23 protein-coding genes and 1 tRNA gene are annotated in these 26,610 nt (G+C 70.5%); 14 read left to right on the forward strand and 10 right to left on the reverse strand.

Translation table 11 applies throughout. The features are described from left to right. Positions 1 to 7: 7 nt before the first annotated feature. Positions 8 to 1,360 (reverse strand): polysaccharide deacetylase family protein, encoded by a 1,353-nt coding sequence (locus tag ACZ43N_RS15445; protein ID WP_468097863.1) that lies wholly within the window; start codon positions 1,358 to 1,360, stop codon positions 8 to 10. A gap of 294 nt (positions 1,361 to 1,654) precedes the next feature. On the opposite strand from ACZ43N_RS15445, the gene ACZ43N_RS15450 reads away from it, so the two are divergent. The 6 genes from ACZ43N_RS15450 to ACZ43N_RS15475 all read left to right on the forward strand — a co-directional run bounded on the left by ACZ43N_RS15450 (position 1,655) and on the right by ACZ43N_RS15475 (position 9,691). Beyond that, a complete protein-coding gene (locus ACZ43N_RS15450; protein ID WP_468097864.1) occupies positions 1,655 to 4,027 on the forward strand; it encodes a SulP family inorganic anion transporter in 2,373 nt (790 codons plus the stop codon). Between the two features lie 161 nt (positions 4,028 to 4,188). Beyond that, positions 4,189 to 6,144, forward strand: coding sequence for an acetate--CoA ligase (gene acs, locus ACZ43N_RS15455; RefSeq protein ID WP_468097865.1), 1,956 nt, complete (start codon positions 4,189 to 4,191; stop codon positions 6,142 to 6,144). Positions 6,145 to 6,360: 216 nt separating this feature from the next. After that, on the forward strand, positions 6,361 to 7,764 hold the full coding sequence (nhaA, locus tag ACZ43N_RS15460) for a Na+/H+ antiporter NhaA (protein ID WP_468097866.1): 1,404 nt from the start codon (positions 6,361 to 6,363) through the stop codon (positions 7,762 to 7,764). A 109-nt stretch (positions 7,765 to 7,873) separates the two neighbouring features. Beyond that, entirely contained in the window at positions 7,874 to 8,353 is a 480-nt protein-coding gene (locus tag ACZ43N_RS15465; protein WP_468097868.1) for a phage holin family protein, read from the forward strand. Beyond that, positions 8,350 to 9,306, forward strand: a complete 957-nt coding sequence (locus tag ACZ43N_RS15470) for an alpha/beta fold hydrolase (protein ID WP_468097869.1) — start codon at positions 8,350 to 8,352, stop codon at positions 9,304 to 9,306. The genes ACZ43N_RS15465 and ACZ43N_RS15470 overlap by 4 nt, the downstream gene beginning before the upstream one ends. 193 nt (positions 9,307 to 9,499) lie before the next feature. Beyond that, complete coding sequence (locus ACZ43N_RS15475; RefSeq protein WP_468097871.1) at positions 9,500 to 9,691, forward strand: hypothetical protein; 192 nt, start codon at positions 9,500 to 9,502, stop codon at positions 9,689 to 9,691. A gap of 84 nt (positions 9,692 to 9,775) precedes the next feature. Here ACZ43N_RS15475 and ACZ43N_RS15480 read toward each other — a convergent pair whose 3' ends face one another. The 3 genes from ACZ43N_RS15480 to nth all read right to left on the reverse strand — a co-directional run bounded on the left by ACZ43N_RS15480 (position 9,776) and on the right by nth (position 13,048). Beyond that, a complete protein-coding gene (locus ACZ43N_RS15480) occupies positions 9,776 to 10,975 on the reverse strand; it encodes a MarP family serine protease (protein WP_468097872.1) in 1,200 nt (399 codons plus the stop codon). A 119-nt stretch (positions 10,976 to 11,094) separates the two neighbouring features. Continuing rightward, positions 11,095 to 11,844, reverse strand: coding sequence for an NUDIX hydrolase (locus ACZ43N_RS15485; RefSeq protein ID WP_468097873.1), 750 nt, complete (start codon positions 11,842 to 11,844; stop codon positions 11,095 to 11,097). A gap of 178 nt (positions 11,845 to 12,022) precedes the next feature. Further along, complete coding sequence (nth, locus tag ACZ43N_RS15490; RefSeq protein WP_468097874.1) at positions 12,023 to 13,048, reverse strand: endonuclease III; 1,026 nt, start codon at positions 13,046 to 13,048, stop codon at positions 12,023 to 12,025. A 251-nt stretch (positions 13,049 to 13,299) separates the two neighbouring features. Between nth and ACZ43N_RS15495 the strand changes: the two genes are divergently transcribed. Then, on the forward strand, positions 13,300 to 13,974 hold the full coding sequence (locus ACZ43N_RS15495) for a Crp/Fnr family transcriptional regulator (RefSeq protein ID WP_005476003.1): 675 nt from the start codon (positions 13,300 to 13,302) through the stop codon (positions 13,972 to 13,974). Between the two features lie 219 nt (positions 13,975 to 14,193). After that, entirely contained in the window at positions 14,194 to 15,027 is an 834-nt protein-coding gene (locus ACZ43N_RS15500) for a nucleotidyltransferase domain-containing protein (protein WP_468097875.1), read from the forward strand. A 206-nt stretch (positions 15,028 to 15,233) separates the two neighbouring features. Here the strand turns inward: ACZ43N_RS15500 and ACZ43N_RS15505 are convergent, their stop codons facing one another. The 4 genes from ACZ43N_RS15505 to ACZ43N_RS15520 all read right to left on the reverse strand — a co-directional run bounded on the left by ACZ43N_RS15505 (position 15,234) and on the right by ACZ43N_RS15520 (position 17,638). Next, complete coding sequence (locus tag ACZ43N_RS15505; RefSeq protein WP_468097877.1) at positions 15,234 to 16,064, reverse strand: MBL fold metallo-hydrolase; 831 nt, start codon at positions 16,062 to 16,064, stop codon at positions 15,234 to 15,236. Then, positions 16,061 to 16,930: an NUDIX hydrolase gene (locus ACZ43N_RS15510; protein ID WP_468097878.1), complete on the reverse strand. Its 870-nt coding sequence runs from the start codon at positions 16,928 to 16,930 to the stop codon at positions 16,061 to 16,063. The genes ACZ43N_RS15505 and ACZ43N_RS15510 overlap by 4 nt, the downstream gene beginning before the upstream one ends. Positions 16,931 to 17,009: 79 nt before the next feature. Continuing rightward, positions 17,010 to 17,477, reverse strand: a complete 468-nt coding sequence (locus tag ACZ43N_RS15515) for a RidA family protein (protein ID WP_468097879.1) — start codon at positions 17,475 to 17,477, stop codon at positions 17,010 to 17,012. Beyond that, positions 17,474 to 17,638: a DUF4177 domain-containing protein gene (locus tag ACZ43N_RS15520; protein ID WP_099966959.1), complete on the reverse strand. Its 165-nt coding sequence runs from the start codon at positions 17,636 to 17,638 to the stop codon at positions 17,474 to 17,476. Before ACZ43N_RS15520 ends, ACZ43N_RS15515 begins: the two co-directional genes overlap by 4 nt. Positions 17,639 to 17,766: 128 nt before the next feature. Here ACZ43N_RS15520 and bagA point away from each other — a divergent pair, with 128 nt between their 5' ends. Beyond that, positions 17,767 to 18,744 carry an ATPase BagA gene (gene bagA / locus ACZ43N_RS15525; RefSeq protein WP_468097880.1) on the forward strand — a complete coding sequence of 326 codons (978 nt, stop codon included), beginning with the start codon at positions 17,767 to 17,769 and terminating at the stop codon, positions 18,742 to 18,744. After that, on the forward strand, positions 18,741 to 20,072 hold the full coding sequence (bagB, locus tag ACZ43N_RS15530) for an ATPase BagB (RefSeq protein ID WP_468097881.1): 1,332 nt from the start codon (positions 18,741 to 18,743) through the stop codon (positions 20,070 to 20,072). Before bagA ends, bagB begins: the two co-directional genes overlap by 4 nt. A gap of 260 nt (positions 20,073 to 20,332) precedes the next feature. On the opposite strand, the gene wblA is transcribed toward bagB, so the two are convergent. After that, complete coding sequence (gene wblA / locus ACZ43N_RS15535) at positions 20,333 to 20,671, reverse strand: transcriptional regulator WblA (RefSeq protein ID WP_033524587.1); 339 nt, start codon at positions 20,669 to 20,671, stop codon at positions 20,333 to 20,335. 408 nt (positions 20,672 to 21,079) lie between these two features. Between wblA and ACZ43N_RS15540 the strand changes: the two genes are divergently transcribed. Next, positions 21,080 to 23,383, forward strand: a complete 2,304-nt coding sequence (locus tag ACZ43N_RS15540) for a transglycosylase domain-containing protein (RefSeq protein WP_468097883.1) — start codon at positions 21,080 to 21,082, stop codon at positions 23,381 to 23,383. 203 nt (positions 23,384 to 23,586) lie between these two features. Here ACZ43N_RS15540 and ACZ43N_RS15545 read toward each other — a convergent pair whose 3' ends face one another. Continuing rightward, entirely contained in the window at positions 23,587 to 24,054 is a 468-nt protein-coding gene (locus tag ACZ43N_RS15545) for a GatB/YqeY domain-containing protein (protein WP_468097884.1), read from the reverse strand. Between the two features lie 187 nt (positions 24,055 to 24,241). Between ACZ43N_RS15545 and ACZ43N_RS15550 the strand changes: the two genes are divergently transcribed. From ACZ43N_RS15550 to ACZ43N_RS15560, 3 genes are all read left to right on the forward strand, one after another. Next, the gene (locus ACZ43N_RS15550; protein ID WP_468097885.1) at positions 24,242 to 25,177 is read left to right on the forward strand and encodes a metallophosphoesterase; all 936 of its coding nucleotides are present in this window, start codon (positions 24,242 to 24,244) and stop codon (positions 25,175 to 25,177) included. Positions 25,178 to 25,558: 381 nt separating this feature from the next. Next, positions 25,559 to 26,392 (forward strand): Pr6Pr family membrane protein, encoded by an 834-nt coding sequence (locus tag ACZ43N_RS15555; RefSeq protein ID WP_468097886.1) that lies wholly within the window; start codon positions 25,559 to 25,561, stop codon positions 26,390 to 26,392. A 29-nt stretch (positions 26,393 to 26,421) separates the two neighbouring features. Continuing rightward, a tRNA-Pro gene (locus tag ACZ43N_RS15560) sits at positions 26,422 to 26,495 on the forward strand. Positions 26,496 to 26,610 lie beyond the last annotated feature (115 nt).

Consider the following 26,610-nt stretch of genomic DNA (forward strand, 5'->3'; position numbering starts at 1 on the left):
CCCGCGGTTACTCCTTCGGCCTCGCCTCACGGGCCGTCCGCCCCTGCGGCGGGGCCGCGGGAGCGCTCGGAGCCCCCTCGCGGCCCGGGGCGGGGCCAGCGGAGAGGAAGGCCTCCCAGCCTTCCTCCGGGGAGCGGCCGACACCGAGGGTGCGCAGCTTGTCCAGGACCTCCGGGTCCTGGGCGTCGAGCCAGTCGACGAGTTGCCGGAAGGAGACGCAGCGCACGTCCGGCTTGCCGCAGACTGTCTCGATGGTCTCCTCGACGGCCCGCATGTAGGCGCCGCCGTTCCAGGACTCGAAGTGGTTGCCGATGATCAGGGGCGCGCGGTTGCCCGCGTAGGCGCGCTCGAAGCCCGCGAGCAGGCCGTCCCGGAACTGGTCGCCCCAGTACTGGTGCATGGCCGGGGAGCCCGCACGGGCACCGGACTGGTTGACGTAGAAGTTGTAGTCCATGGTCAGCGTCTCGAAGGCGCGGCCGGGCATCGGGACCAGTTGCATCGACAGGTCCCACAGGCCGTCCTTCTTCTCGGGCCAGACCTGGTCCCGGACGCCGCTGGTGTCGTAGCGGAAGCCCAGTTCGCGGGCGGCCTGCATGAAGTTGGCCTGGCCTTCCAGACAGGGAGTGCGGGCGCCGATCAGCTCCTTGTCGTAGTCGAAGGGCAGGGGTTCGGCCTTGTCGGTGCCCGTGTTCGTCTTCCATGCCTTCACGAACGCCTTGGCCTGCGCGATCTCGTCCTTCCAGTCCTCGACCGACCATTCCCCGACCCCGCCGCCCGTGCCGCAGAAGTGGCCGTTGAAATGGGTGCCGATCTCGTTGCCCTCCAGCCAGGCACCGCGCAGTTGCTCCACGGTGTCCTTGATTCCGCGCACATCGTTGAAGCCGATGTCGGAGCGGCCGGGCGAGTGCTGCGGCGGCCGGTAGAGGTCCCGCTTCTCCTCCGGAAGCATGTACACGCCGCTCAGGAAGTACGTCATGGTCGCCTTGTTGGCGCGGGCCACCTCGCGGAAGTGGGAGAAGAGCCGCTGGCTGTCCTCGCCGGCGCCGTCCCAGGAGAAGACGACGAACTGCGGGGGTTTCTGACCGGGCTTCAACCGATCCGGCTCGGGCAGATGCGGCTGCGTACCGGTGAACGCGGTGGACCCGTCGCCGATGAGCCGGACCGCCGCCCTGGGCGGGGCGGGAGCGCCCTCCTTCACTCCGGGCGCCGCCTCCTGGCCGTCGCGCATCCCCTCCTTCCCGGTGTTGTTCGCGCCGGTCGAGCCGGCGGTGCCCGTGTCGCCGGCGCCACAGCCGGCGAGCGCCGCGACGCAGGTCGCGGCGAGTGTCACGCCGACGGCGATCCTCTGGGTGACGGCCATCTTCCGCCCACCTTCTTCCTTCGCTCAGGGGCAGCGGGGCCAAGATCACACAGAGTGGCGACCGGATTAGTAGGACAAGCCGATGAAATATCCAATTCATCCCCCTGGGTGATCTGGTAACCCATTCGCTACGAATGTCCGCGCATGACCTTTACTCTGCATTACGATTCGTTTACTGAGTGTTGAGAAATCCCGCCGCTGTACGCCGTGACCCACGGCCGCGACCCGACCCCCGCCGCAGAGCAGGGGACCACCTGTTCCGCGACCGCGCAGCCCCGGAGGAGACGGGAGAACATGTCCGCCTGCGTCCCCACCCACGCCCCCGACTCCAGCCCCAATCGGGCGGAGTCCGAACACCAGCCCCACAGCCCGCCCAAGGAGCCCCGCCGGTTCCGCATCGCGGGCGCCGATGTGTCCGCCTCCGTCGCGGTCTTCCTGATCGCGCTCCCCCTCTCCCTGGGCATCGCCCTGGCGACCGGGGCACCGCTCCAGGCCGGCCTCGTCGCCGCCGCCGTCGGCGGCCTCGTCGCCGGACGCCTCGGCGGCTCACCGCTCCAGGTCAGCGGCCCGGCCGCCGGTCTGACCGTCGTCACCGCGGACCTCATCCATCAGTACGGCTGGCGCACGACCTGCGCCGTCACCGTTCTCGCCGGGATCTCCCAACTGGGCCTGGCCCAGCTGCGCGTGGCCCGCTCGGCGCTCGCCGTGAGCCCCGCGATCGTGCACGGCATGCTCGCCGGCATCGGCGTCACCATCGCCGTCGCCCAGCTGCACATCGTGCTCGGCGGCACCCCGCAGAGCTCCGTCCTCGACAACGTGAGCGCGCTGCCCGCCCAGTTGGCGCACCTGCATCCCGCCGCCGTCTCCATGAGCGTGCTCACCCTCGCCCTGCTGTTCGTCTGGCCCCGGATCCCCGGCCCCCTCGGCCGGAGGCTGCGCAGCGTCCCGGCCGCCCTCGTCGCCGTCACCGGTGCCACGGGAGCGGCCGTTCTCGCCGGGCTCAGCCTGCCCAAGGTCGAGCTGCCGTCCTGGCGCAGCCACGCCCTGGCCGGACTGCCCGCAGGCCCGGTACTCGGCCTGCTCGCCGCCGTCCTCACCACGACACTGGTGTGCAGCGTGCAGTCGCTCCTCGGGGCCGTCGCCATGGACAAGCTGGCGGCGGGCCGGACCGACGTACGGCGCTCGGACCTGGACCGTGAGCTGCGCGGTCAGGGCGCGGCCAACGTCGTTTCCGGAGCCCTCGGCGGCCTGCCCATCGCCGGCGTCGCCGTCCGCAGCACGGCCAACGTCCGAGCCGGCGCCGTCAGCCGGAACTCCACGATGCTGCACGGCGTCTGGGTGGTGGCGGCCGCACTGCTGCTGGTCCCGGCGCTGGAGCTGATCCCCCTCGCCTCGCTCGCCGCCCTGGTGATGGCCATCGGGATCCAGATGGTGTCCCTGAACCACATCCGCACGGTCACCCGCCACCGTGAGGTGCTGGTCTACGCCGGCACCACCATCGGCGTCGTCCTCCTCGGGGTGTTGGAAGGCGTCGCGCTCGGCATCGCTGTGGCCGTCGGCGTCGCCCTGCACCGCCTCACCCGCACCCGCATCACCCACACGGAGAAGGACGGGATCCACCACGTCCATGTCCGGGGGCAGTTGACGTTCCTCGCCGTGCCCCGGCTCAGCCGTGCGCTGCACCAGGTCCCACAGGGGGCCGAGACGGTGGTGGAGCTGGACGGGTCGTTCATGGACCACGCGGCGTACGAGTCGCTGCAGGACTGGCAACACGCCCACCGCGCGCGCGGCGGCTCCGTGGAGATCACCGGCCGGGCCGGCATCCGGATCGCCGAACCGGCCGGTTCCTCCGCAGCCGGCTGCCGCTGCCGGCCCTGGACGGCATGGCGCAACCACCAGTGCGCGGCCCCCGCCCCCGCCCCCCTCGGCGACCCGGCCGAGAAGACGGCCGAAGGACCGAGCGGCCATCAACTGGCGCGCGGCATCAGCGCGTTCCAGACCAACACCGCTCCCCTGGTGCGCCACGAGCTGGCTCGGCTCGCGCGGGAGGGCCAGCAGCCCTCACAGCTCTTCCTCACCTGCGCCGACTCCCGGCTCGTCACATCGATGATCACGTCCAGCGGCCCGGGCGACCTCTTCGTCGTGCGCAACGTCGGCAATCTGGTGCCCATGCCGGGCGAGGAGAGCGGTGACGACTCGGTGGCGGCGGCCATCGAGTACGCGGTGGAGGTGCTGAAGGTACGGTCCATCACCGTCTGCGGACACTCCGGTTGCGGCGCGATGCAGGCCTTGCTCACCACCGAGCACCGGGGCTCCCGGACCCCCCTCGAACGGTGGCTGCGGTACGGCCTGCCCAGCCTGGAGCGTTCCACCGACAAGAACCGTCCCTGGGCCCGCATCGCCGGACGCGAGCCGGCCGACGCGGTCGAGCAACTGTGCCTGACCAATGTCATCCAGCAGTTGACGCATCTGCGGGCACACGAGTGCGTCGAGCGGGCCCTGCGCGAGGGCACGCTGGAACTGCACGGGATGTACTTCCATGTGGGCGAGGCCCAGGCCTACCTCCTCACGGAGGAGGCCCCGGACAGCGGGATCTTCGACCGAGTGGCCGCAACGGCGGGGGCCACCGGACCCATGGGGGCGGTTCTGCACGACACGCGCACATGAACCGAACCGCCCGCCGGTCCGTGACAACGGGTGGCCCCATGGCCGTGGGACCACCCGCCCACAGGTCTAAACCAATCCCAGGAAGACCCTTGTCACCGGGGGTCCGGGTCTGATGAGCTGTGGCCTGGGACACAACGGACACCCTGGGAAAGGGAGATGTCGTGAGCAACGAAAGCCTGGCCAACCTCTTGAAGGAGGAGCGACGCTTCGCGCCGCCCGCTGACCTGGCCGCGAACGCCAACGTCACGGCAGAGGCGTACGAACAGGCCAAGGCTGACAGGCTCGGTTTCTGGGCGGCGCAGGCCCGGCGGCTGACCTGGGCCAAGGAGCCGACCGAGACCCTGGACTGGTCGAACCCGCCGTTCGCCAAGTGGTTCAAGGACGGCGAGCTCAACGTCGCGTACAACTGCGTCGACCGACACGTCGAGGCCGGCAACGGCGACCGGGTCGCCATCCACTTCGAGGGCGAGCCCGGCGACAGCCGGGCCATCACCTACGCCGAGCTGAAGGACGAGGTCAGCAAGGCGGCGAACGCCCTGCTGGAGCTGGGCGTCCAGGCCGGTGACCGGGTCGCCGTCTACATGCCGATGATCCCGGAGACGGCCGTGGCGATGCTCGCGTGCGCCCGCATCGGCGCCGCGCACTCCGTGGTCTTCGGCGGCTTCTCCGCGGACGCGCTCGCGACCCGCATCCAGGACGCCGACGCCAAGGTGGTCATCACCGCCGACGGCGGCTACCGACGCGGCAAGCCCTCCGCGCTCAAGCCGGCCGTGGACGACGCGATCGCCAAGGCGGGCACCATCGAGCACGTCCTCGTCGTACGCCGCACCGGCCAGGACGTCGCCTGGACCGACGGCCGGGACGTGTGGTGGCACGACATCGTCGACCGGCAGTCCGCCGAGCACACCCCGGAGGCCTTCGGGGCCGAGCACCCGCTGTTCATCCTGTACACCTCGGGCACCACGGGTAAGCCGAAGGGCATCCTGCACACCTCCGGCGGTTACCTCACCCAGACGGCGTACACGCACCACGCGGTCTTCGACCTCAAGCCGGAGACGGACGTGTACTGGTGCACCGCCGACGTCGGCTGGGTCACCGGCCACTCGTACATCGTCTACGGACCGCTGGCGAACGGCGCGAGCCAGGTCATGTACGAGGGCACGCCCGACACCCCGCACCAGGGTCGGTTCTGGGAGATCGTGCAGAAGTACGGCGTGACCATCCTGTACACGGCGCCCACGGCCATCCGTACGTTCATGAAGTGGGGCGACGACATCCCCGCGAAGTTCGATCTCAGCAGCCTGCGGGTGCTGGGCTCGGTGGGCGAGCCGATCAACCCCGAGGCCTGGATCTGGTACCGCAAGCACATCGGAGCGGACCGGACGCCCATCGTGGACACCTGGTGGCAGACCGAGACCGGCGCGATGATGATCTCCCCGCTGCCGGGTGTCACCGAGACCAAGCCGGGCTCCGCGCAGCGGCCCCTGCCGGGCATCTCCGCGACCGTCGTCGACGACGAGGCGAACGAGGTGCCGAACGGAGGCGGCGGCTATCTGGTGCTCACCGAGCCGTGGCCGTCCATGCTGCGCACCATCTGGGGCGACGACCAGCGGTTCCTCGACACGTACTGGTCGCGGTTCGAGGGCAAGTACTTCGCCGGTGACGGGGCCAAGAAGGACGACGACGGAGACATCTGGCTCCTCGGCCGCGTCGACGACGTGATGCTGGTCTCCGGCCACAACATCTCCACCACGGAGGTGGAGTCGGCGCTCGTCTCGCATCCGTCCGTCGCGGAGGCGGCCGTGGTCGGCGCCGCCGACGAGACCACCGGCCAGGCCATCGTCGCCTTCGTCATCCTGCGGGGTACGGCGGCCGAGACCGAGACCCTGGTCGGCGAGCTGCGCGACCACGTCGGCGCGACCCTCGGCCCGATCGCCAAGCCCAAGCGGATCCTGCCGGTGGCGGAGCTGCCGAAGACCCGCTCCGGGAAGATCATGCGGCGCCTGCTGCGTGACGTGGCGGAGAACCGCCAGCTCGGTGACGTCACCACGCTCACGGACTCCACGGTCATGGATCTCATCCAGACCAAGCTGCCGGCGGCACCGAGCGAGGACTGAGATCGAGCCCACGAGGGCTGAACCCCGGCAGGGGCGGCGGTCGGTAGTGGCCGCCGCCCCGTCGTGGACCGGCGATGCGGTACGTCCATGGCGGGCACCCGGTGATCGGCCGCCATGGTGCCCTGCGGCGCGCCCTTAGGTAGGCTAAGCAACGAGGTGTGCCGGGAAGTCTGGTCGGCGATCGTTCTGTCCTGCCCTCGACCGGAGGTCCCCGCCGTGGCCGCGTCCCGTCCCACCCCCGCCCGGAAGGTCCTCGACCGGCTCTCCCTTCCCGAGCGGACCTTCGTGGCGGACGCGCTGCGCACGGAGACCGTGGGCGGCGTTTTGCTGCTCCTCGCCGCCGTCACCGCGCTGATCTGGGCGAACGTCCCCGCACTGCACGACAGTTACGAGACCGTCAGCCACTTCCACTTCGGCCCGGAGGCCCTCGGCCTGAACCTCTCTCTCGAGCACTGGGCCGCCGACGGACTCCTCGCGATCTTCTTCTTCGTCGCCGGCATCGAACTCAAGCGGGAGCTGGTCGCCGGCGATCTCCGGGATCCCAAGGCGGCCGTACTGCCCGTCGTCGCAGCCCTGTGCGGCATGGCCGTACCGGCCCTGGTCTACACACTCACCAACCTCACCGGCGGAGGTTCGCTCGCCGGCTGGGCCGTGCCCACGGCCACCGACATCGCGTTCGCGCTCGCCGTGCTGGCCGTCATCGGGACCTGGCTGCCCTCCGCGCTGCGCGCGTTCCTGCTCACGCTCGCTGTCGTCGACGACCTGTTCGCGATTCTGATCATCGCCGTCTTCTTCACCGACGGCCTCGACTTCGCCGCGCTCGGGGGTGCCTTCGCGGGCCTCGCCGTCTTCTGGCTGCTGCTCAGGAAGGGCGTCCGCGGGTGGTACGTGTACGTTCCGCTCGCCCTCGTCATCTGGGGGCTGATGTACAACAGCGGCGTCCACGCCACCATCGCCGGTGTCGCGATGGGCCTGATGCTGCGCTGCACCCGGCACGAGGGCGAGGAGCACTCCCCGGGCGAACACATCGAGCACCTCGTGCGCCCCCTCTCAGCGGGGCTGGCCGTGCCACTGTTCGCCCTGTTCAGCGCGGGTGTGGCCGTGTCGGGCGGCGCGCTGGGGAAGGTGTTCACCCAGCCGGAGACGCTCGGAGTGGTGCTCGGGCTCGTCGTCGGCAAGGCGGTCGGGATCTTCGGCGGCACCTGGCTGACCGCCCGCTTCACCCGGGCCTCCCTCTCCGAGGACCTGGTCTGGCCGGACGTCTTCGCCGTCGCCTCCCTCGCAGGGATCGGCTTCACCGTGTCGCTGCTCATCGGCGAACTCGCCTTCGAGGGCGACCCGGCACTCACCGACGGCATCAAGGCGGCCGTGCTCACGGGATCGCTCATCGCGGCGCTCCTGGCGACCGTCCTGTTGAAGCTGCGCAACGCGAAGTACCAGGCGCTGTGGGCCGCCGAGCACCGCGACGACGACCAGGACGGCATCCCCGACATCTACGAACAGGACGACCCGGCGTACCACCTGCGCATGGCCGAGATCTACGAACGCAAGGCCGCCGAGCACCGCAGGCTTGCCGAAGTGGCGGGCGGGGCAGGCGACGGGAACGACGGTCCGGCATGATCTGACAGGACCATACAAAACGCAGGGCGCCCCGGCACCGTACGACGGCCTTCGAGCCGAGGCCCGTACGCGGCGGGGGCGCTTCCGGACGCATATGAGGGAGACCCCGATGAGCGCACCCGACGGCAGCCCGGTCGGTGCCGAACGCAGTGTCGGCCAGCTGTTCGCCTCGGCGACGGCCGAGATGTCCGCACTGGTGCACGACGAGATCGCGCTGGCGAAGGCCCAGCTCAGGCAGGACGTCAAGCGCGGTGTGGTCGGCGGCGGGGCGTTCGCGGCGGCCGGTGCGGTGCTGATCTTCTCCCTGCCGATGCTGAGCTTCGCCCTGGCGTACGGCATCCGCACCTGGAGCGACTGGAATCTGGCGATCTGCTTCCTGCTGTCGTTCGCGGCGAACATCGTGGTCGCCGTCGTCCTGGCGCTCATCGGTGTCGCCTTCTCGAAGAAGGCCAAGAAGGGGCAGGGCCCGCAGAAGGTCGCCGCGTCCATGAAGCAGACCGCCGGAGTGCTCCAGAACGCCAAGCCGCACCCCCGCCGGCCCGCCCGGACCGACGGCGCCGCCGAGGCTGTGGCACGCTCGACCTCATGACGGACCCCGCCACCTCAGCCGCCTCCGGCCAGCCCGCCTCGGTCGTACGACTCGACGTGCCCGGCGCGAAAGAGGTGATCCACCGGGATGTGGCCGCCAACGGCGCCCGCTTCCACATCGCGGAAGTCGGCGACGGCCCGCTGGTGATGCTGCTGCACGGCTTCCCGCAGTTCTGGTGGACCTGGCGGCACCAGCTGGTCGCGCTCGCCGACGCCGGATTCCGCGCCGTCGCCATGGACCTGCGCGGGGTCGGCGGCAGCGACCGTACGCCCCGCGGCTACGACCCGGCCAACCTCGCCCTGGACATCACGGGCGTGGTCCGGTCCCTCGGCGAGCCCGACGCCGCGCTGGTCGGCCACGATCTCGGCGGCTATCTGGCGTGGACGGCGGCCGTGATGCGCCCCAAGCTCGTACGGCGGCTCGCGGTGTCCTCGATGCCGCACCCGAGGCGCTGGCGCTCGGCGATGCTGTCGGACGTCCGGCAGACCGCCGCCGGGTCGTACATCTGGGGATTCCAGCGGCCCTGGATCCCCGAGCGGCAGCTGACCGCCGACGACGGCGCCCTGGTGGGCCGGCTGATCCGGGACTGGTCGGGGCCGCGGCTGCCCGACGACGAGGCCGTGGAGGCGTACCGGCGGGCCATCTGCATCCCGTCGACGGCACACTGCTCGATCGAGCCGTACCGGTGGATGGTGCGCTCCCTCGCCCGCCCCGACGGCATCCAGTTCAACCGGCGCATGAAGCGACCGGTGCGCGTGCCGACGCTCCATCTGCACGGTTCACTCGACCCGGTGATGCGGACCCGCAGCGCGGCGGGTTCCGGGGAGTACGTCGAAGCCCCGTACCGCTGGCGGTTGTTCGACGGGCTCGGGCACTTCCCGCACGAGGAGGACCCGGTGGCGTTCTCGTCGGAACTCATCAACTGGCTGAAGGACCCCGAGCCCGACCGGTGAAGCCGGCCCGCGAGCGTTGTCCGTGAGCCATGTCCATGAGTCCTGTCAGTGGGGCTTGCCCATGAGCCCGGACAGGCAGCCCGCCACCCGAGATTGAACACCTGTTCCACCGGCAGCCACTTGCCCGGCGCATAGGCCAATTGGGGGGCGCGGGGGAGGTTACTGACCTTGGGGCGGGGGCACACGTCGGGGTATGGGCTGGACGCACGACTACAGTGACGCAGCACGCAACCGCCGCTCGGCCGCAGGCCTGAGCTCCCACCAGAGGGGCGCCCCGCAGGTGCCGGGTACGGACCAGGACGCGGACCCCCGGCTGGGCATTCCGCGCATCCTGCGCCGCCGGGCCCGCTGGGTCTCGGCCCGCCTGCGCCATTCCCGCCCCTGAGGCGCGGGGGCGTCCCCGAGTCGCGGAGGGCCCCGCAGCCCTCGTCCGTGCGCTGGGGGCGTGGTCGCCCGATCCGGCCCGGCCTCAGAGCGCGCAGCTGTCGCTGTCGACCTGCTGGTTGGCCCTGCGCCCCTGGACGATGTCCTGCTTGACCTCGTCCGCGCTGAGCGCGTAGCCGGTGTTGGGATCGTCGAGGGACTTCGCGAAGACCACGCCGTACACCCTGCCTTCGGGCGTGAGCAGCGGGCCGCCGGAGTTGCCCTGGCGGACGATCGCGTAGAGCGAGTAGACATCACGGCGGACGGTTCCCCGGTGGTAGATGTCGGGGCCGTTGGCCGTGATGCGACCACGCACGCGCGCCGGACGGACGTCGTACGCGCCGTTCTCCGGGAAGCCGGCGACGATCGCGTCGTCGCCGCTGGCGGCGTCGTCGGCGGTGAACCGCAGCACCGGGGCGTCGATGTCCGGCACGTCCAGTACGGCGATGTCGCGCTCCCAGTCGTAGAGGACGACCTTGGCGTCGTACTTGCGGCCCTCGCCCCCTATCTGGACGGTGGGTTCGTCGACTCCGCCGACCACGTGCGCGTTGGTCATGACGCGGCGCTCGTCGAAGACGAAGCCGGTGCCTTCGAGGACTTTGCCGCAACTCTCGGCCGTACCCATGACCTTGACGATGGACCGCTTGGCGCGCTGGGCGACCGGGCTGTTCGCGAGCGCGGGGTCGGGGGGCTGGACGTCGGTGATCTGCTCGTTGGCGAACGGGCTGAAGACCTGCGGGAAGCCGTTCTGCGCGAGGACCGAGGAGAAGTCCGCGAACCAGGTGTCCGCCTGGTTGGGCAGGGCCCGGGCCACGCCCTGCAGCACCTTGGAGTTGCGGACCTCCTTGCCGAGCGTCGGCAGTGTCGTCCCCGCGAGCGCGGAACCGATCAGCCAGGCGACCAGGAGCATCGCCACCACATTGACCAGGGCGCCGCCGGTCGCGTCCAGGGCGCGGGCCGGTGACCAGGTGATGTACCGGCGCAGCTTGTTGCCGAGGTGGGTGGTGAGGGCCTGGCCGACGGAGGCGCAGACGATCACGATGACCACGGCGACAACGGCAGCCGCCGTGCTCACCTCGGAGTTGTCGGTCATCCAGTCCCAGATGAGCGGGAGGGTGTAGACGGCGACGAGGCCGCCGCCCAGGAAACCGATCACCGACAGGATGCCGACGACGAAGCCCTGGCGGAAGCCGACGATCGCGAACCAGACGGCGGCGACCAGCAACAGGATGTCCAGCACGTTCACCGCTTCAAGCCTCGCCTCGTCACTTCGCGATCACTACAGGTCGGCCCGGGGTACGGCCCGCCGCACAGCGACCGGGGGACACGACGCTCCCCACGAGACGCGGCACGGCAGACACCCTGTCATGAGCGCCAGTCGAGCGGGACCTGCTTCCCCCGGTCCCAGGGGCGCTCCCAGCCCGAGTAGTGCAGCAGGCGGTCGATCACACCTGCCGTGAAACCCCACACCAGTGCCGATTCGACCAGAAATGCCGGACCCCGGTGGCCGCTGGGGTGGACGGTCGTGGCGCGATGGGCCGGATCCGTGAGATCCGCCACGGGGACGGTGAAGACACGTGCCGTCTCATTGGGGTCGACGACCCGGACCGGGCTGGGCTCGCGCCACCAGCCCAGCACGGGTGTCACGACGAAGCCGCTCACCGGGATGTAGAGCTTGGGCAGCACGCCGAAGAGCTGGACGCCGCGCGGGTCGAGGCCGGTCTCCTCCTCGGCCTCGCGGAGGGCGGCCCGCAGCGGGCCGTCGGTCTGTGGATCACCGTCCTCGGGGTCGAGGGCGCCGCCCGGGAAGGACGGCTGTCCGGCGTGCGACCGGAGGGAACCGGCGCGCTCCATGAGCAGCAGCTCGGGGCCCTGGTCGCCCTCGCCGAACAGGATGAGGACCGCCGACTGCCGGCCCGATCCGTTCTCCGGGGGCAGGAAACGGCTCAGCTGGAGCGGCCGGACGGTCTCGACGGCGCGGACGACCGGGTCCAGCCAGGAGGGCAGGCCCGTCTTGTCGAGGAGGGGGTGTCCTTCGGCCTGCCCGGCCCCCTTGCCGCGTCCCGTGCCCGTATCCGTATGCGTACCGCCGTTGGTCCGGCTCGCGCGTGTCATAGCCACCCCCGTCGTTCTTCCCGTGCCAACGCCCGGAGGCCGACTGATCGTTCCGCTGTGGCCGAGAGTCCCTCGTGTGGGTGGCTCGGGGCTCGCCGGACCCGGCGACCGGCCGCTCGGGGTGAGCAGCTCGGGCCGGGGCGGGAACGGGGCGGCACGGTTCGCTTGGACAGGCACGTCATCCGGCGGCCCCCAGAGGCGGGGCCGGGATGCCGCCCGCGTCCAGGTACGACTGCGGGGGCTTGAGGCGCTGGCCGGGGAAGCCGCCCTTCTCGTACTTGAGCAGCTTCCTGGCCTTCTCCGGGTCCGTCTCGCCCTCGCCGTACGCCGGGCAGAGCGGAGCGATGGGGCAGGCGCCGCAGGCCGGCTTGCGGGCGTGACAGATACGGCGGCCGTGGAAGATCACATGGTGCGACAGCATCGTCCACTCGCTCTTCGGGAAGAGCGCCCCGACGGCCGCCTCGATCCTGTCCGGCTCGGTCTCCTCGGTCCAGCGCCAGCGCCGGACCAGCCGCTGGAAGTGCGTGTCCACGGTGATGCCCGGCCGGCCGAAGGCGTTGCCCAGCACGACGAAGGCGGTCTTGCGGCCGACACCGGGCAGCTTGACCAGGTCTTCGAGGCGGCCGGGAACCTCGCCCTTGTGGTTCTCCACGAGAGCCTTCGACAGCCCTATCACCGACTTCGTCTTCGCCCGGAAGAACCCGCACGGCCGAAGGATCTCCTCGACCTCCTCCGGATCGGCCGTGGCGAGGTCCTCGGGGGTGGGGTACTTCGCGAAGAGCGCCGGGGTCGTCTGGTTGACCCTCAGGTCGGTCGTCTGCGCGGACAGGACGGTGGCGACGATCAGCTGGAAGGGGTTCTCGAAGTCCAGTTCCGGGTGGGCGTACGGGTACACCTCGGCCAGCTCACGGTTGATGCGCCGGGCGCGGCGGACCAGGGCGGTGGCCGACTCGGCCTTGGGGGGTTTGGAGGCCTTCGCAGACTTTTGGGCGGCGGCTGCCTTCTTGGCGGGTGCTTTTGCGGCGGCCTTGGCGGGTGTTTTGGCCGGCGCCTCGGCGGGAGCCGACTTCCTGGACGCGGGCTTCGCCGCCGGAGGCGCCTGCTCCGCCACCGCCGGGGGCGCCGGCGCGTTCGTCTTCTTTGCCGTTTTCTTCGCTTCCGAGGAGCCCTGTTCGCCCACAGCGGAATCGCGACGTACAACCACCCGTCCAGCCCCCTTGGCCTGTGCTCTCACCGGCGATTTGGACACCCGGCCAGCCTAAAGCCCGGCACCGACATCCGCCCCGGGCCCTGAAGACCGGCCCCCAATTGGACCCCTGACGCTTACCTCGGGACATGTGTGCGGCATCCTTGTGACAGATCACACTGTTTGGACCGTCCGGCTAAACGGGGAACACGGTCCCCTGGTACTACGGGGAGCAAGATCCCCTGAGCAGGTCGACAAGGAGAGAACTCGTGGACGACGTTCTGCGGCGCGCCCCGCTCTTCGCGGCGCTCGATGACGAGCAGGCCGCGGAGCTCCGCGCCTCCATGAGTGAGGTGACCCTCGCGCGCGGTGACGCTCTCTTCCACGAGGGCGACCCCGGGGACCGCCTCTATGTGGTCACCGAGGGCAAGGTCAAGCTGCACCGGGCGTCGCCCGACGGCCGCGAGAACATGCTCGCCGTGCTCGGGCCCGGTGAGCTGATCGGCGAACTGTCGCTGTTCGACCCGGGACCGCGGACGGCCACCGCCACCGCGCTGACCGAGGTCAAACTCCTCGGCCTCGGCCATGGCGACCTCCAGCCGTGGCTGAACGCCCGGCCCGAGGTGGCGGCCGCGCTGCTGCGCGCCGTCGCGCGGAGGCTGCGCAAGACCAATGACCAGATGTCCGACCTGGTGTTCTCGGACGTCCCCGGCCGTGTCGCCCGTGCGCTGCTGGACCTCTCCCGGCGGTTCGGTGTGCAGTCCGAGGAAGGCATCCACGTGGTGCACGACCTCACGCAGGAGGAGCTGGCGCAGCTCGTCGGCGCGTCCCGGGAGACCGTCAACAAGGCGCTCGCCGATTTCGCGCAGCGAGGGTGGCTGCGGCTCGAGGCACGCGCGGTGATCCTGCTCGACGTGGAACGACTGGCGAAGCGGTCGCGCTGAGCCGGCGGGGTTCGGGCGATCCCTCGTCCGCCGGCGCCGTGAGCCGGTCGCCCCGAGCAGTGTGAGTACGTTGGTGGGGTCCGTCCCGTTCCTGGGGGCGGACCCCAGCGGTTTTCCCCTTCCTGCGGCGCGCCTCCCTTGCCTCTGCCCTGCCTCCTGCGCCGCGCTGTCCGCCTTGAACGACCTGCCTGTCCCCGCGCCCGGGGGCACAGTGGTCGTATGGCTGCGACAGGGGCCCGAAGAGGGCTGGACGCACGGGGGTACATCGAGCGGGAGGGGGCGCTCGGGCTGGTGGCGGAGGGGTTTCGGGGGGTGGTGGCTGCGGCTCGTGACCGGGTGCTGGAGGTGTTCGGGGCACGGCTGCACAGCGCGTACCTCTACGGGTCGATCCCCCGCGGCACGGCCCGCCCGGGCCGGAGTGACTTCGATCTGCTGGTGGTGCTGCGCGACGAGCCCACCGATGCGGACCGTGCGCGGACCAGAGCGCTGGACGAGGCGCTGGACCGGGAGTTCCCGCAGATCGACGGGGCCGGAACGCTGCTCGTCAGCCGGGCGCAGGTGCTCAGTGACCTGGAGCGCTACGACCTCGGGTGGTTCGTCGCCTGCCTGTGCACCCCGTTGCTGGGCCAGGACCTCGCCGAGGACCTGCCCCGCTACCGGCCCGACTCCCTCCTCGCCCGCGAGACCAACGGTGACCTGGCGCGGCTACTGCCCCGCTGGCGGGAACGCGTCGCCGACGCGTCCTCCCCCGAGGCCCGGCGTTCCCTCGTGCGCTCCTGCTCCCGCCGCCTCGTCCGCACCGGTTTCACCCTCGTCATGCCCCGCTGGAACGGCTGGACCAGCGACCTCCACGAGATGGCCGAGGTGTTCGGCGAGTACTACCCCGAGCGGGCCGGCCAGATGCGGGCGGCGGCCGTCGCCGCGTCCGAACCGGATGCCGACCCCGAGGGGCATGAAGCGCTCCTGCGGTCCTACCTCGACGACCTCGGGCCCTGGCTCTCCGAGGAGTACGCGCGCGTGCACGGCGTCAAGGCACCGCGTCCGGAGGAGTGACGACCGCCGCGGCCCACCGCACGCCCCAGTGGGCTTCCACGGGCCTCAGCGCGCCTCTCCGGCCCCTTGCGCCGCCCCTCACGTCACCGGAGGGCTCAGAACGTCACCAGAGGGCTCAGAGAGGCTCAGAGGGCCTCAGCCGGGCGTTCGCGGCGCCCTGGAGCCCCTCGCGCCCTCGCCGCGCGGTCATCGGCGTGTCCACGGCCTCAGATCAGGCCATGATCGGTCAGGTACTCCAGCTGTGCGCGAACCGACAGTTCCGCGGCCGGCCAGAGGGAACGGTCGACATCGGCGTAGACATGGGCGACGACCTCGCCGGGGGTGCCGTAGCCGTTCTCGACCGCCGTCTCGACCTGGGCCAGCCGGTGGGCGCGGTGGGCGAGGTAGTACTCGACGACGCCCTGTGCGTCCTCGAGGACGGGGCCGTGGCCGGGCAGGACGGTGTTCACACCGTCGTCCACCGTGAGGGACCTCAGGCGCCTGAGGGAGTCGAGGTAGTCGCCGAGGCGGCCGTCGGGGTGGGCCACGACCGTCGTACCGCGGCCGAGGACGGTGTCGCCCGTCAGGACGGCCCGGTCGGCCGGGAGGTGGAAGCAGAGGGAGTCCGCGGTGTGTCCGGGTGTGGGGACGACACGGAGTTCCAGGCCGTCGACGCTCACCACGTCACCGCCGCGGAGTCCCTCGTCGCCGAGCCGCAGGGCGGGGTCGAGGGCCCGTACGTTCGTCCGGGTCAGCTCGGCGAAGCGCGCGGCCCCCTCCGCGTGGTCGGGGTGGCCGTGCGTGAGCAGGGTCAGCGCGATCCTTTTGCCGGCCCTCTCCGCCGTCTCGACCACGTTGCGCAGGTGGCCGTCGTCGAGGGGGCCGGGGTCGATCACGACCGCCAGCGCCGAGTCGGGCTCGGAGACGATCCAGGTGTTGGTGCCGTCTAGGGTCATCGCGGACGCGTTCGGCGCGAGGACGTTCACCGCGCGCGGGGTGGCGGGGCCCGAGAGGACTCCGCCCCGCGGCTGTCCGGGGAGGGCTGCTGCGTCGGTCATGTGGAGCCTCCCCCGGACGGGATGCGCTTGGTGAACTCGTCGTGGCCGGGCCAGGAGAGGATCACTTCGTCGTTCTCCAGGCGGGCGTGGGCGAGCACGGGGGTCAGATCGCGGCCGGGTGCCGCGGCGAGCGCCCCGGCGGCCGTGTCGTACGCCATGAGCTGGCGCAGGGTCGCGATGGTGGGCGGCATCATCAGCAGCTCGCCCTTGTCGTAGCCCTCGGCGGCGTCGCGGGGGCGGATCCACACCGTGCGGTCGGCCTCCGTGGAAGCGTTGCGGGTGCGCTGGCCCTGCGGAAGGGCCGCCACGAAAAACCACGTGTCGTACCGGCGGGACTCGAACTCGGGGGTGATCCAGCGGGTCCAGGCGCCGAGCAGGTCCGATCGCAGGACCAGGCCCCTGCGGTCCAGGAACTCCGCGAAGGACATGTCCCTGGCGGCCACGGCGGCGCGGTCCGCCTCCCAGTCGTCGCCGGTGGTGTCCCCGACCACCGTGTCGGGGGTGGGACCGGCGAGCAGGACACCCGCCTCCTCGTACGTCTCGCGGACGGCCGCGCAGACGATCGCCTGGGCGCCGGACTCGTCCACACCGAGCCTGGAGGCCCACCACGCGCGCGTGGGGCCCGCCCAGCGGATCCGGTGGTCGTCGTCGCGCGGGTCGACTCCGCCGCCCGGGTACGCGTACGCGCCTCCGGCGAAGGCCATGGAGGCGCGTCTGCGCAGCATGTGCACGACCGGGGTGTCGGCCGTGTCCTTGAGCAGCATGACGGTGGCGGCCCGCCTCGGGGTCACCGGTGTCAGCGTGCCGGCCGCGAGCCGGCGGATGCGATCCGGCCACTCGGGTGGATACCACTGCCCGTTTGCCATGGGCGGAGGCTAACCCGTGACGGCCAGATGTTCGAGTGAGCCTCCGCGATCTTGGACAGCCGAAGGCGGCCGGGGGCGGTCACGCCGACGTCAGTTCCACCTGGATCTCCACCTCGACCGGCGCGTCCAGCGGCAGCACCGCCACACCGACCGCACTGCGCGCGTGCACGCCCTTGTCGCCGAGGACGGCTCCGAGGAGCTCGCTCGCACCGTTCAGCACGGCGGGCTGACCGGTGAAGTCCGCGGCCGAGGCGACGAAGCCGACGACCTTCACGACACGGGCCACACGATCCAGGTCGCCCGCGACCGACTTCACCGCGGCGAGGGCGTTCAGGGCGCAGGTGCGGGCGAGGTCCCTGGCCTCCTCGGGGGTGACCTCGGCGCCGACCTTGCCGGTGACGGGCAGCTTGCCGTCCACCATGGGGAGCTGGCCGGCGGTGTACACGTACACCCCGGACTGCACGGCCGGCTGGTACGCGGCGAGCGGCGGGACCACCTCGGGCAGGCTCAGCCCGAGTTCCGCGAGCTTGGCCTCGACGGCGCTCATGCCGACTTCTCGCGCTTCAGGTAGGCGACGAGCTGCTCGGGGTTGTTCGGCCCGGGCACGACCTGGACGAGCTCCCAGCCGTCCTCGCCCCAGGTGTCCAGGATCTGCTTCGTGGCGTGGACGAGCAGCGGCACGGTCGCGTATTCCCACTTCTTGGTCATGCGGCCGACTTTAGCCGCTGGCCGGGACCGGTTTCGCCGCTGCCCCGGGCGGTCCGGGCGGCCATGTGTGGCCGAGTTGTCCACAGCCTCCCGCGTATGCCGCGCGCGGACTGGTTAGTCTCGAATACGTGAGCAGGCTCCAGGTCGTCAGCGGCAAGGGCGGGACCGGAAAGACCACGGTCGCCGCCGCACTCGCGCTCGCCCTCGCGACCGAGGGGAAGCGCACCCTCCTGGTCGAGGTCGAGGGCAGGCAGGGCATCGCACAGCTCTTCGAGACGGAGGCCCTTCCGTACGAGGAGCGGAAGATCGCGGTGGCCCCCGGGGGCGGGGAGGTGTACGCCCTGGCCATCGACCCCGAACTGGCCCTGCTGGACTACCTCCAGATGTTCTACAAGCTGGGCGGTGCCGGCCGGGCCCTGAAGAAGCTGGGCGCCATCGACTTCGCCACCACCATCGCGCCGGGCCTCAGGGACGTGCTCCTGACCGGCAAGGCGTGCGAGGCGGTCCGCCGCAGGGAGAAGAGCGGGCGGTACACGTACGACTACGTGGTGATGGACGCCCCGCCCACCGGCCGCATCACCCGCTTCCTGAACGTGAACGACGAGGTCGCCGGGCTCGCGAAGATCGGCCCGATACACAATCAGGCCCAGGCGGTCATGCGGGTCCTGAAGTCCCCGGAGACGGCCGTGCACCTGGTGACGCTGCTGGAGGAGATGCCCGTCCAGGAGACGGCCGACGGCATCGCCGAACTGCGCGCGGCGAAACTGCCGGTGGGGCGGATCATCGTCAACATGGTGCGGCCCGAGCTGCTGGGCTTCGAGGAGCTGGAGCTCGCGCGCTCGGCGCCCCGTACGGCCGTCGCCAAGTCCCTGTCCACGGCCGGCCTCGGAGGCGCGCGGCGCGGCGGCAACGCCGAGCGTCTGGTGGAGCCGCTGCTCGCGCAGGCCGAGGAGTACGCCGAGCGGTACAGCCTGGAGCACGAGCAGCGGGGTGTCCTGGGCGAGCTGGGTCTGCCGCTGCATGAACTGCCGTTGCTCGCCGAGGGCATGGACCTGGCGGGACTGTACGAACTGGCCACGGAACTGCGTCAGCAAGGGATCTCATGACTTCGGACCCGGCCGCCGCCCCGCACGACTCGGCCCAGGCCCCTGACGGGCACCGCGCGATCAACTCGATCCGCCCCCTCGCGGTCGACCCGCTGCTCGACGACCCGGAGACCCGCATCGTGGTGTGCTGCGGCGCGGGCGGCGTCGGCAAGACGACCACGGCGGCGGCCCTGGGGCTGCGGGCCGCGGAGCGCGGCCGGAAGGTGGTCGTGCTGACCATCGACCCGGCCCGGCGGCTCGCCCAGTCGATGGGCATCGACTCGCTGGACAACACCCCGCGCCGGGTGAAGGGCATCGAGGGCGAGGGCGAACTGCACGCCATGATGCTCGACATGAAGCGCACGTTCGACGAGATCGTCGAGGCGCACGCGGACCCCGAGCGGGCGTCGGCGATCCTGGGCAACCCCTTCTACCAGTCGCTCTCAGCGGGCTTCGCGGGCACGCAGGAGTACATGGCGATGGAGAAGCTGGGCCAGTTGCGTTCCCGCGACGAGTGGGACCTGATCATCGTCGACACCCCGCCGTCACGTTCGGCGCTGGACTTCCTGGACGCCCCGAAGCGACTCGGCTCGTTCCTGGACGGCAAGCTGATCCGGGTGCTGCTGGCTCCCGCGAAGGTCGGCGGCCGGGCCGGGATGAAGTTCCTGAACGTCGGCATGTCGATGATGACGGGGGCCCTGGGCAAACTGCTCGGCGGTCAACTGCTGAAGGACGTACAGACGTTCGTGGCCGCGATGGACTCCATGTTCGGCGGATTCCGTACCCGCGCGGACGCCACGTACAAGCTGCTCCAGGCGCCCGGCACGGCGTTCCTGGTGGTGGCCGCGCCGGAGCGGGACGCGCTGCGGGAGGCCGCGTACTTCGTGGAGCGACTGGCGGCCGAGGACATGCCGCTGGCCGGTCTGGTGCTCAACCGCGTCCACGGCAGCGGCGCGGCCCAGCTGTCCGCCGAGCGCGCGCTCGCCGCCGCGGAAAATCTTGACGAGCCCCGCATTGTGGATCAGATGGACGGGAAAGCAGTTCGTAACTCTCCCGACGCGTCCGGCAGTTCAGAATCTCCCGCGACCACCGGCGTCCAGGACGACTCCCCCGCCCCGGACCACGCCGTCGAACGGCTCACCGCAGGTCTGCTCAGGCTGCACGCCGAGCGGATGCGGCTGCTCTCCCGCGAGCAGCGCACACGTGACCGCTTCACCGCGCTGCATCCCGAGGTGGCCGTGGCCGAAGTGGCCGCGCTGCCCGGTGATGTCCACGACCTGGCTGGTCTGCGGGACATCGGGGACCGGCTCGCGACCGTACGTCCGGAGCTGCCCACCACGGACGTCTGACCCACGCATGCGACGCCTGACCGACGAAAAGATGCCCGACGCACAAGACACCCGAACCGCCGAGACGTCTGAACCACCAGACCGCTGACACACGAGACCGCTGACACACGGGACGACAGACCGGCGAACGATCAGTGTCCCGGCGGTTTGAGCGGTGTCTCGGGGCACCCGGGAGTCGGCACACCTGCCCGACGCGCCGACACCTCAAAGGCGCCCTGGACCCTGAACGGACGTGACCCCCCACTCGCGGGGTCGCGTCCTCAGCTCACCGCTGCGTAGTTCTCGTACATCTCGTCGTCGTCGAGCGGCAGAATGCCCGCGCCACGCTCGTACTCCGTGCGCGCGGTCTCAAGAAGCCGGCGCCACGAGGTGACAGTCGGTCGCCTGCGCAGCAGTGCGCGGCGCTCACGCTCCGTCATTCCTCCCCATACGCCGAATTCGACGCGATTGTCCAGCGCGTCCGCCAGGCACTCCGTACGCACCGGGCATCCGGTGCACACCGCCTTGGCCCTGTTCTGCGCTGCTCCTTGAACGAACAGTTCATCCGGATCGGTAGTGCGACAGGCAGCCTGCGCACTCCAGTCGGTTACCCAGCCCATACCGGCGCCGTCCTCTCCCGAATCGAGGCTCCCCCACGGCGGCAGCGGCATATTCACCGCCGCCAGTTGAGGACGTTACGGAAGGAGGGCACAGCGCAACACCCCCTTCGGGCCCAATCTTGAATGGCCCGAACGGACTATGCGTAAGCGGCAGATCACCCGCGGGAGTGACCCGAGGGCATACGTGACTATCCCGACAGACCGGGACAGTTGACATGCGTCACAACGGACACCGAATGACACACGAGGCGGATTCGGACACGGCCCGCGAAAAAAATCGGAAGAACGTCGGAACGATTCGGGCTCGCCGGACGTACTTGATACAAGGGCCAACGGTTGTGACAGTTGAGAGCAGCTTAGGCCAAGGCCTATACGTGTGTCCGGCGAATGAGAACGTAGGCTGCCTCCATGCCAAACAAGCGCTCGGGCGGTGGTCTGTCTTCCACGCAGCAGGCCGCCAAGTTCCTCGGTGTCAGCGTGCTCGCGGGCGCCGTCATGGCGGGCATCGCGCTGCCCGCGGTCGGTGCCCTGGGACTGGCCGCCAAGGGGTCGGTCGAGGGATTCGACGAGCTCCCGGCCAACCTCAAGCAGCCGCCGCTGAGCCAGCGCACCACGATCCTGGACAGCAAGGGCGACCAGATCGCCAGCGTCTACTCCCGGGACCGTACGGTCGTCGATCTCAAGGAGATCTCGCCGTACATGCAGAAGGCGATCGTCGCCATCGAGGACGCGCGTTTCTACCAGCACGGCGCGATCGACCTGAAGGGCGTACTGCGCGCGCTCAACCGGAACGCGCAGGACGGCGGCGTCACCCAGGGCGCCTCCACGCTCACGCAGCAGCTCGTGAAGAACGTGGCGGTGGAGGAGGCCGGTGACGACCCGACGAAGGTCGCCCAGGCCACCCAGCAGACCCTCGGCCGCAAGATCCGCGAGCTGAAGTACGCGATCCAGATCGAGGAAGAGCTCGGCAAGAAGAAGATCCTCGAGAACTACCTGAACATCACCTTCTTCGGTCAGCAGGCCTACGGCGTCGAGGCGGCCTCGCGCCGCTACTTCTCCAAGTCGGCCAAGGACCTGGACGTCGAGGAGGCGGCACTCCTCGCCGGCATCGTGCAGTCACCCAGTCGCTACGACCCGGTGAACGACCCGCAGGAGGCCACCAAGCGGCGCAATGTCGTGCTGCAGCGCATGGCCGACGTGGGTGACATCTCGCAGTCGGAGGCCGACAAGGCCAAGAAGAAGCCGCTCGGCCTGGACGTCAGCAAGCCGAAGAACGGCTGCATCACGGCCGTCAAGGGCGCGGGCTTCTTCTGCGACTACGTCCGCGAGGTCTTCCTGAACAACCCGGTCTTCGGCAAGACGAAGGAGGACCGGGCCAAGACCTGGAACCAGGGCGGCCTCACGATCCGGACGACGATGGACCCGAAGGCCCAGAAGTCCGTCCAGGCCTCCATCAAGGACCACGTCTACCAGAAGGACGACGTGGCGACCGCCGCCACCATCGTGGAACCCGGCACCGGCAAGATCCTCGCGATGGGCCAGTCCCGGCCGTACGGCATGGACGTCAAGCAGAACGAGACGACGATCAACCTCTCGGTCGACAAGGACATGGGCGGCGGAGCGGGGTACCAGCCCGGTTCGACGTTCAAGCCGATCGTGGCCGCGGCAGCGCTGGAGGGCGGTATGTCCCCCGGCAAGTCGTACTCCGCCCCGTACAAGATGGAGTACCCGAGCCCCATCTCGGTGTGCGGCGGCAAGAACTGGGTGAACACCGACGGCACGACGCTCACCAACGAGAACGAGTCCGAGGTCGGCCCGTACTCGCTGCGGAAGGCGACCGCGCTCTCGGTCAACACCTACTTCGTCCAGATGATCGCGGACGTGGGCATCTGCCCGGTGACGAAGATGGCCGGGAAGATGGGCGTCGACCGGGCCGACGGGGCGAAGATGGGCCAGAACCCGTCGATCGCACTGGGCACCCAGGAGATGTCCCCGCTGACCATGGCCAACGCGTACGCGACGTTCGCCGCGCGCGGCATGTACTGCACGCCGATCGCCATCGAGTCCATCACCCGGCGGATCGGCGAGAAGTCGAAGTCGCTGGAGGTCCCGAAGTCCACCTGCTCGCGCGCGATGTCGGAGAACACCGCCGACACCATCAACACCCTGCTGCAGGGCGTGGTCGAAGACGGTACGGGTACGGAGGCGGGCCTCGGCCCGAGCCGCCCCAGCGCCGGTAAGACCGGTACGACGGACTTCCGTTACGCGGCCTGGTTCGTGGGCTACACCCCGAACATGGCCGGCGCGGTCTGGGTCGGCGACCCGGCCCACAAGCGCCGCATGGTGAACATCAGCATCGGCGGCACCACCTGGGGCAAGGTCTTCGGTGGCAAGGTCCCGGGCCCGATCTGGCGCGACATGATGTCCGGCGCGCTGGCCGGCGAACCCGCCCCCGGCTTCACCACCGTGCCCCTGCCCGAGGACCGGCCCCGCGATCGCGACGACGACGACAACGGGAACGGCGACGGAAACGGCAACGGAAACGGAAACGGCGGCAACGGAAACGGCAACGGGGGTGACGACGGCTTCGTCGGCGGCACCGACGGCGGTACGTTCCCGACGCCCGAGTTCACCCTCCCCGAGGGCTGGCTCGAGGGCCAGACGAACGGCGGCAACCGTGGGAACGGGAACGGCGGGGGCTTCGGCGGCTGACCGCCGGGTCTGACCGGCCCGCCCCCATGGGATACGGCGGTGGGGTGCCCTCTTGTGAGAAGGGGCGCCCCACCGCCGTATGTGCTTCCTGGAAGCGGGAGGCCGCCGGGCGGCTCAGCTGGTCGGCGGCTCAGTGGCTTGGCCGATCAGCGGCTCACCCGGCTGGTCGACCGGAGCTCAGCAGCTCAGCTCCGGTCGGTGGCTCAACCCGCCGCGAGCTGCTGCTTGACGATCGCGGCGACCCGGCCGCCCTCGGCGAGACCGGCCACCTTCGGGTTGACGATCTTCATGACCTGGCCCATGGCCCGCGGGCCCTCGGCGCCGGCCGCCTTCGCCTCCTCGACGGCCTGGCCGACGATCTGCTTCAGCTCCTCGTCGGAGAGCTGCTTGGGCAGGTACTCGGCGAGGATCTCGCCCTCGGCCTTCTCCCGCTCGGCCGACTCGGCCCGACCACCCTGGGCGAAGGCGTCCGCGGCCTCGCGGCGCTTCTTGGCCTCCTTGGTGATCACCTTGAGGACCTCGTCGTCGGAGAGCTCGCGCTTCTCCTTGCCCGCGACCTCCTCCTTGGTGATCGCGGCGAGCGTCAGCCGGAGCGTCGAGGAGCGGAGCTCGTCGCGCTCCTTGATCGCGGCGTTGAGGTCTTCCTGCAGCTTCGACTTGAGCGTGGTCATGGGGTCGATTGTCGCAGGTGTGGTGCGGGAGGCGCGCCTTGATTTCGCTGGTGCGCGCTGAGCGGGGCGGCTCGGGAGGGCGGTTCCGGAGTCGGTTGTCCACAGGGCGAGTTGGTGACCGGTAGTGGTGGAGCACGGTTGTCCACAGGCTGCACGGCGTCTCGTCGGGGTCTGACACGATGGACGCATGCGAGCGCGTTACGGAGTACCTCTGGGGATCGCGGCGGCCGGTGCCGCCGGTGTGTTGTACGCGGCGGGTTTCGAGGCCCGCTCGTTCCGGCTGCGGCGGGTGACGGTGCCGGTGCTGCCGCCGGGCATGCGGCCGCTGCGCATACTCCAGGTCTCCGACATCCACATGGTGAGCGGACAGCGCAAGAAGCAGCGCTGGCTGCGTTCCCTGGCCGCGCTGCGCCCCGACTTCGTGATCAACACCGGGGACAACCTGTCGGACACCGAGGGCGTCCCGGAGGTGCTGGACGCGCTGGGCCCGCTGATGGAGTTCCCCGGGGCGTATGTCTTCGGGTCGAACGACTACTACGGCCCGAAGCTGCGCAACCCCGCGCGGTACCTGATGGAGAAGGCCCAGGGCCGCCACGGTCTGAACGGCAACAAGCCGGTGGTCGGCGCCGTCCACAACCCGTGGGAGGACCTGCGGGACGGCTTCGACGGCGCCGGCTGGCTGAACCTCACGAACACCCGCGGCACCCTGAAGATCGAGGGCATGTCGGTGGAGCTCACCGGCCTGGACGACCCGCACATCAAGCGCGACCGCTACGACCGGGTCGCCGGCGGGCCGTCCGAGTCTGCCGACCTCTCCCTCGGTGTGGTCCACGCGCCGTACCTGCGCTCCCTCGACGCGTTCACCGCCGACGGCTACCCCCTGATCCTGGCGGGCCACACACACGGCGGCCAGCTCTGCATCCCCTTCTACGGCGCGCTCGTCACCAACTGCGATCTCGACACGGACCGCGTGAAGGGCCTCTCCACGCACACGGCCGACGGCCGGACCGCCTATATGCACGTCTCTGCGGGCTGCGGCACCAACCGCTACACGCCGGTCCGCTTCGCCTGCCCGCCGGAGGCGTCGTTGTTGACGTTGGTGGAGAGGGATCCGGATCTGTAGGGCGGAGGACCGACCAGGCGGCCGAACCGGACAGGCTGAACGGGACAGGTGGACCGGACAGGCTGAACGGGACAGGTGGACCGGACAGGCTGAACGGGACAGGTGGACCGGACAGGCTGAACGGGACAGGTGGACCGGACAGCTGAACCGGCTGCACCGGACAGGGTGAACGGACAGACCGATCGGGTAGGCCGACCGGGCGGGCTGAACCGGACAGACCGATCGGGTGGGCCGACCGGGTGGGCCGACCGGGTGGGCCGACCGGGTGGGCCGAACCGGCGTGATCGCGCCGCCGAGCGGGGCGCTCCGCTCGGCCAACGCCAACCACCCGGACGGCTCGCCCGAATCGCCCGGTATGTCGGCTCGGCCTAGCTTGGGCGCATGACCGCACCGATACCCAGGGACATCCCAGGCCTGCCCGCGATCTCGAGCATCCCCGCGCCGGTGACGTCCGTCGTGCCCGCGACTGCGGTGGTGGAGCCGACTCGACGCCCACTGACGGCGGCGTTCCGCGCCCTGGTGGCACTGGCAGCGTCCGCGGCCGTGACGATCGAACTGGTCGGGGGCAGCCCCTTGCGCGCCCTCAGCCATTTCTCGGTCCAGAGCACCGTCCTGGTGGCGCTGGTCTTCGCCGCGGCGTCCCGCCGCGCGTGGGCGGCCCGCCGCCCGCTGCCACCACTGGTGACGGGTGGCACGGTCCTGTACGTCACGGTCGCGGGCCTGGTGTACCACCTGGTCCTGATGAGGGACGCGACCCCCTTCTCGATGACGATGACGCCGACAGGGGCGCCGGTGACACCGACGGGCTGGCACGCCGTGACGAACCTGGCGTTCCACACGGTGATCCCCGCGGCGGTGGTGGCGGACTGGCTCTTCCTGACCCGCCCGGCGGCCCTGCGGCTGAACCACACCGTGGTCTGGATGCTCTACCCGATGGCGTTCCTGGTGTTCTCACTGGTCCGCGCGGCCCTGGTGACCCCCGACTGGCCGGCGCCGTATCTCTACCCGTTCCTGGACGTCGCCCGCCACGGCTACAAGAGCGTCCTCGGCAGCGCCCTGCTCCTGGGCCTCGCCCTCTACGCCCTCGCACTCCTCCTGGTCGCCGTCGACCACCTCCGCCCGGACGCCGTCCGCCCCCGCCGAGGCCGCCCCAGCCGCCATGACCGCCGCCTCGAAAACCGGATTTCGTCTCCAGCCCCCGGTGGGCTAAAGTAAACGACGTCGCCGCGACAAGCAGTGACAATCGGGGTGTAGCGCAGCTTGGCAGCGCGCTTCGTTCGGGACGAAGAGGTCGTGGGTTCAAATCCCGCCACCCCGACAGTGAAGTACCAGGTCAGGGGCCTGATCCGCTTAGCGGGTCGGGCCCCTGAGTGGTTCCTGGAGATCGCTTGGGAGAAATCTGGGAGAAGATCTTGGTCGGCTTCTCCCAGGAG

Source organism: Streptomyces sp. NPDC030814, from assembly GCF_055572155.1.

Coding starts and splice junctions, on each gene's coding strand:
- ACZ43N_RS15445 (WP_468097863.1), bottom strand. CDS start 1,360: ATGGCCGTCACCCAGAGGATCGCCGTCGGCGTGACACTCGCCGCGACC.
- ACZ43N_RS15450 (WP_468097864.1), top strand. CDS start 1,655: ATGTCCGCCTGCGTCCCCACCCACGCCCCCGACTCCAGCCCCAATCGG.
- ACZ43N_RS15465 (WP_468097868.1), top strand. CDS start 7,874: ATGAGCGCACCCGACGGCAGCCCGGTCGGTGCCGAACGCAGTGTCGGC.
- ACZ43N_RS15470 (WP_468097869.1), top strand. CDS start 8,350: ATGACGGACCCCGCCACCTCAGCCGCCTCCGGCCAGCCCGCCTCGGTC.
- ACZ43N_RS15475 (WP_468097871.1), top strand. CDS start 9,500: ATGGGCTGGACGCACGACTACAGTGACGCAGCACGCAACCGCCGCTCG.
- ACZ43N_RS15485 (WP_468097873.1), bottom strand. CDS start 11,844: ATGACACGCGCGAGCCGGACCAACGGCGGTACGCATACGGATACGGGC.
- ACZ43N_RS15500 (WP_468097875.1), top strand. CDS start 14,194: ATGGCTGCGACAGGGGCCCGAAGAGGGCTGGACGCACGGGGGTACATC.
- ACZ43N_RS15505 (WP_468097877.1), bottom strand. CDS start 16,064: ATGACCGACGCAGCAGCCCTCCCCGGACAGCCGCGGGGCGGAGTCCTC.
- ACZ43N_RS15510 (WP_468097878.1), bottom strand. CDS start 16,930: ATGGCAAACGGGCAGTGGTATCCACCCGAGTGGCCGGATCGCATCCGC.
- ACZ43N_RS15515 (WP_468097879.1), bottom strand. CDS start 17,477: ATGAGCGCCGTCGAGGCCAAGCTCGCGGAACTCGGGCTGAGCCTGCCC.
- ACZ43N_RS15520 (WP_099966959.1), bottom strand. CDS start 17,638: ATGACCAAGAAGTGGGAATACGCGACCGTGCCGCTGCTCGTCCACGCC.
- bagB (WP_468097881.1), top strand. CDS start 18,741: ATGACTTCGGACCCGGCCGCCGCCCCGCACGACTCGGCCCAGGCCCCT.
- wblA (WP_033524587.1), bottom strand. CDS start 20,671: ATGGGCTGGGTAACCGACTGGAGTGCGCAGGCTGCCTGTCGCACTACC.
- ACZ43N_RS15540 (WP_468097883.1), top strand. CDS start 21,080: ATGCCAAACAAGCGCTCGGGCGGTGGTCTGTCTTCCACGCAGCAGGCC.
- ACZ43N_RS15545 (WP_468097884.1), bottom strand. CDS start 24,054: ATGACCACGCTCAAGTCGAAGCTGCAGGAAGACCTCAACGCCGCGATC.
- ACZ43N_RS15550 (WP_468097885.1), top strand. CDS start 24,242: ATGCGAGCGCGTTACGGAGTACCTCTGGGGATCGCGGCGGCCGGTGCC.
- ACZ43N_RS15555 (WP_468097886.1), top strand. CDS start 25,559: ATGACCGCACCGATACCCAGGGACATCCCAGGCCTGCCCGCGATCTCG.